The organism is Streptococcus oralis (assembly GCF_026782125.1).
Lineage (GTDB): Bacteria > Bacillota > Bacilli > Lactobacillales > Streptococcaceae > Streptococcus > Streptococcus oralis_CE.
On the sequence record NZ_JAKUVY010000010.1, the window covers coordinates 1 to 5,196 of the forward strand.

The 5,196-nt window shown below is 49.5% G+C and carries 2 tRNA genes and 3 rRNA genes; all 5 read right to left on the reverse strand.

Annotated elements, in window-relative coordinates:
- Position 1: 1 nt before the first annotated feature.
- A 5S ribosomal RNA gene (gene rrf / locus MK385_RS09035) occupies positions 2-117 on the reverse strand.
- Between the two features lie 76 nt (positions 118-193).
- Positions 194-3,096, reverse strand: a 23S ribosomal RNA gene (locus tag MK385_RS09040).
- 124 nt (positions 3,097-3,220) lie between these two features.
- A tRNA-Ala gene (locus MK385_RS09045) sits at positions 3,221-3,293 on the reverse strand.
- Positions 3,294-3,344: 51 nt separating this feature from the next.
- Positions 3,345-4,891 (reverse strand): 16S ribosomal RNA (locus MK385_RS09050).
- The 16S, 23S and 5S rRNA genes sit together here with 2 tRNA genes alongside, the layout of an rRNA operon.
- 233 nt (positions 4,892-5,124) lie before the next feature.
- Positions 5,125-5,196, reverse strand: a tRNA-Glu gene (locus MK385_RS09055).

Consider the following 5,196-nt stretch of genomic DNA (forward strand, 5'->3'; position numbering starts at 1 on the left):
AGCTAAGCGACTTCCATATCTCACAGGGGGCAACCCCCAACTACTTCCGGCGTTCTAGGGCTTAACTGCTGTGTTCGGCATGGGTACAGGTGTATCTCCTAGGCTATCGTCACTTAACTCTGAGTAATACCTACTCAAAATTGAATATCTATCAAATACCAAGAAAACCTCACACTTCGTATTCTCAGTTACTTTGGATAAGTCCTCGAGCTATTAGTATTAGTCCGCTACATGTGTCGCCACACTTCCACTTCTAACCTATCTACCTGATCATCTCTCAGGGCTCTTACTGATATATAATCATGGGAAATCTCATCTTGAGGTGGGTTTCACACTTAGATGCTTTCAGCGTTTATCCCTTCCCTACATAGCTACCCAGCGATGCCTTTGGCAAGACAACTGGTACACCAGCGGTAAGTCCACTCTGGTCCTCTCGTACTAGGAGCAGATCCTCTCAAATTTCCTACGCCCGCGACGGATAGGGACCGAACTGTCTCACGACGTTCTGAACCCAGCTCGCGTGCCGCTTTAATGGGCGAACAGCCCAACCCTTGGGACCGACTACAGCCCCAGGATGCGACGAGCCGACATCGAGGTGCCAAACCTCCCCGTCGATGTGAACTCTTGGGGGAGATAAGCCTGTTATCCCCAGGGTAGCTTTTATCCGTTGAGCGATGGCCCTTCCATACGGAACCACCGGATCACTAAGCCCGACTTTCGTCCCTGCTCGAGTTGTAGCTCTCGCAGTCAAGCTCCCTTATACCTTTACACTCTGCGAATGATTTCCAACCATTCTGAGGGAACCTTTGGGCGCCTCCGTTACCTTTTAGGAGGCGACCGCCCCAGTCAAACTGCCCGTCAGACACTGTCTCCGATAGGGATAACCTATCCGGGTTAGAGTGGCCATAACACAAGGGTAGTATCCCAACAACGTCTCCTTCGAAACTGGCGTCCCGATCTCTTAGACTCCTACCTATCCTGTACATGTGGTACAGACACTCAATATCAAACTGCAGTAAAGCTCCATGGGGTCTTTCCGTCCTGTCGCGGGTAACCTGCATCTTCACAGGTACTAAAATTTCACCGAGTCTCTCGTTGAGACAGTGCCCAAATCATTACGCCTTTCGTGCGGGTCGGAACTTACCCGACAAGGAATTTCGCTACCTTAGGACCGTTATAGTTACGGCCGCCGTTTACTGGGGCTTCAATTCATACCTTCGGATTACTCCTAAGCACTCCTCTTAACCTTCCAGCACCGGGCAGGCGTCACCCCCTATACATCATCTTACGATTTAGCAGAGAGCTGTGTTTTTGATAAACAGTTGCTTGGGCCTATTCACTGCGGCTGACATAAAGTCAGCACCCCTTCTCCCGAAGTTACGGGGTCATTTTGCCGAGTTCCTTAACGAGAGTTCTCTCGCTCACCTGAGGCTACTCGCCTCGACTACCTGTGTCGGTTTGCGGTACGGGTAGAGTATGTTTAAACGCTAGAAGCTTTTCTTGGCAGTGTGACGTCACTAACTTCGCTACTAAACTTCGCTCCCCATCACAGCTCAATGTTATAGAATTAAGCATTTGACTCAATTCACACCTCACTGCTTAGACAGACTCTTCCATTCGTCTGCTTTAGTTAGCCTACTGCGTCCCTCCATCACTACATACTCTAGTACAGGAATATCAACCTGTTGTCCATCGGATACACCTTTCGGTCTCTCCTTAGGTCCCGACTAACCCAGGGCGGACGAGCCTTCCCCTGGAAACCTTAGTCTTACGGTGGACAGGATTCTCACCTGTCTTTCGCTACTCATACCGGCATTCTCACTTCTATGCGTTCCAGCACTCCTCACGGTATACCTTCTTCACACATAGAACGCTCTCCTACCATACCTATAAAGGTATCCACAGCTTCGGTAAATTGTTTTAGCCCCGGTACATTTTCGGCGCAGGGTCACTCGACTAGTGAGCTATTACGCACTCTTTGAATGAATAGCTGCTTCTAAGCTAACATCCTAGTTGTCTGTGCAACCCCACATCCTTTTCCACTTAACAATTATTTTGGGACCTTAGCTGGTGGTCTGGGCTGTTTCCCTTTCGACTACGGATCTTAGCACTCGCAGTCTGACTGCCGACCATAATTCATTGGCATTCGGAGTTTATCTGAGATTGGTAATCCGGGATGGACCCCTCACCCAAACAGTGCTCTACCTCCAAGAATCTTTATGTCGACGCTAGCCCTAAAGCTATTTCGGAGAGAACCAGCTATCTCCAAGTTCGTTTGGAATTTCTCCGCTACCCACAAGTCATCCAAGCACTTTTCAACGTGCCCTGGTTCGGTCCTCCAGTGCGTCTTACCGCACCTTCAACCTGCTCATGGGTAGGTCACATGGTTTCGGGTCTACGACATGATACTAAAGCGCCCTATTCAGACTCGGTTTCCCTGCGGCTCCGTCTCTTCAACTTAACCTCGCATCATATCGTAACTCGCCGGTTCATTCTACAAAAGGCACGCTCTCACCCATTAACGGGCTCGAACTTGTTGTAGGCACACGGTTTCAGGTTCTATTTCACTCCCCTCCCGGGGTGCTTTTCACCTTTCCCTCACGGTACTGGTTCACTATCGGTCACTAGGGAGTATTTAGGGTTGGGAGATGGTCCTCCCAGATTCCGACGGGATTTCACGTGTCCCGCCGTACTCAGGATACTGCTAGGTACAAAGACTATTTTAAATACGAGGCTATTACTCTCTTTGGCTGATCTTCCCAAATCATTCTTCTATAATCTTTGAGTCCACATTGCAGTCCTACAACCCCGAAGAGTAAACTCTTCGGTTTGCCCTCCTGCCGTTTCGCTCGCCGCTACTAAGGCAATCGCTTTTGCTTTCTCTTCCTGCAGCTACTTAGATGTTTCAGTTCACTGCGTCTTCCTCCTCACATCCTTAACAGATGCGGGTAACAGGTAGTACCTGTTGGGTTCCCCCATTCGGAAATCCCTGGATCATCGCTTACTTACAGCTACCCAAGGCATATCGTCGTTTGTCACGTCCTTCTTCGGCTCCTAGTGCCAAGGCATCCACCGTGCGCCCTTATTAACTTAACCTTATTTTTTGACCTTTCAGTCATAAACTCTTATTAATACTACAGCGTTTTCGGTTTATTTTCTTGTTACTATTTGATATAGATATTCAATTTTCAATGTGCATTACTTGGTGATCTCTCACCAATGGAGCCTAGCGGGATCGAACCGCTGACCTCCTGCGTGCAAAGCAGGCGCTCTCCCAGCTGAGCTAAGGCCCCACAAGACCTCTCAAGACTAAACAAGACCAATGTGCAGTTCCTTATCCTTAGAAAGGAGGTGATCCAGCCGCACCTTCCGATACGGCTACCTTGTTACGACTTCACCCCAATCATCTATCCCACCTTAGGCGGCTGGCTCCTAAAAGGTTACCTCACCGACTTCGGGTGTTACAAACTCTCGTGGTGTGACGGGCGGTGTGTACAAGGCCCGGGAACGTATTCACCGCGGCGTGCTGATCCGCGATTACTAGCGATTCCGACTTCATGTAGGCGAGTTGCAGCCTACAATCCGAACTGAGACTGGCTTTAAGAGATTAGCTTGCCGTCACCGGCTTGCGACTCGTTGTACCAGCCATTGTAGCACGTGTGTAGCCCAGGTCATAAGGGGCATGATGATTTGACGTCATCCCCACCTTCCTCCGGTTTATTACCGGCAGTCTCGCTAGAGTGCCCAACTAAATGATGGCAACTAACAATAGGGGTTGCGCTCGTTGCGGGACTTAACCCAACATCTCACGACACGAGCTGACGACAACCATGCACCACCTGTCACCTCTGTCCCGAAGGAAAACTCTATCTCTAGAGCGGTCAGAGGGATGTCAAGACCTGGTAAGGTTCTTCGCGTTGCTTCGAATTAAACCACATGCTCCACCGCTTGTGCGGGCCCCCGTCAATTCCTTTGAGTTTCAACCTTGCGGTCGTACTCCCCAGGCGGAGTGCTTAATGCGTTAGCTGCGGCACTAAACCCCGGAAAGGGTCTAACACCTAGCACTCATCGTTTACGGCGTGGACTACCAGGGTATCTAATCCTGTTTGCTCCCCACGCTTTCGAGCCTCAGCGTCAGTTACAAGCCAGAGAGCCGCTTTCGCCACCGGTGTTCCTCCATATATCTACGCATTTCACCGCTACACATGGAATTCCACTCTCCCCTCTTGCACTCAAGTTAAACAGTTTCCAAAGCGTACTATGGTTAAGCCACAGCCTTTAACTTCAGACTTATCTAACCGCCTGCGCTCGCTTTACGCCCAATAAATCCGGACAACGCTCGGGACCTACGTATTACCGCGGCTGCTGGCACGTAGTTAGCCGTCCCTTTCTGGTAAGATACCGTCACAGTGTGAACTTTCCACTCTCACACTCGTTCTTCTCTTACAACAGAGCTTTACGATCCGAAAACCTTCTTCACTCACGCGGCGTTGCTCGGTCAGACTTCCGTCCATTGCCGAAGATTCCCTACTGCTGCCTCCCGTAGGAGTCTGGGCCGTGTCTCAGTCCCAGTGTGGCCGATCACCCTCTCAGGTCGGCTATGTATCGTTGCCTTGGTGAGCCGTTACCTCACCAACTAGCTAATACAACGCAGGTCCATCTGGTAGTGATGCAATTGCACCTTTTAAGCAAATGTCATGCAACATCTACTATTATGCGGTATTAGCTATCGTTTCCAATAGTTATCCCCCGCTACCAGGCAGGTTACCTACGCGTTACTCACCCGTTCGCAACTCATCCGGAGAAGCAAGCTCCTCCTTCAGCGTTCTACTTGCATGTATTAGGCACGCCGCCAGCGTTCGTCCTGAGCCAGGATCAAACTCTCATTAAAAGTTTGAGTTCTCACTCATTTCTGTCACTGACAGATTTATTGTTTTTTCATTGTTCAGTACTATAACATCAGTTATAGTGCCCTGCACATTGGTTCGTCTTGTTCAGTTTTCAAAGGTCTTTGTCACTCACTTCTCTCACAAGCGACAACTATATTAGTATATCACAGCTACCTGCCTCTGTCAACAGATTTTTTAAACTTTTTTCCAAGTTTTTTCTAACCACAATACACCATAGTCCGTACGGGATTCGAACCCGTGTTACCGCCGTGAAAAGGCGGTGTCTTAACCCCTTGACCAACGGACC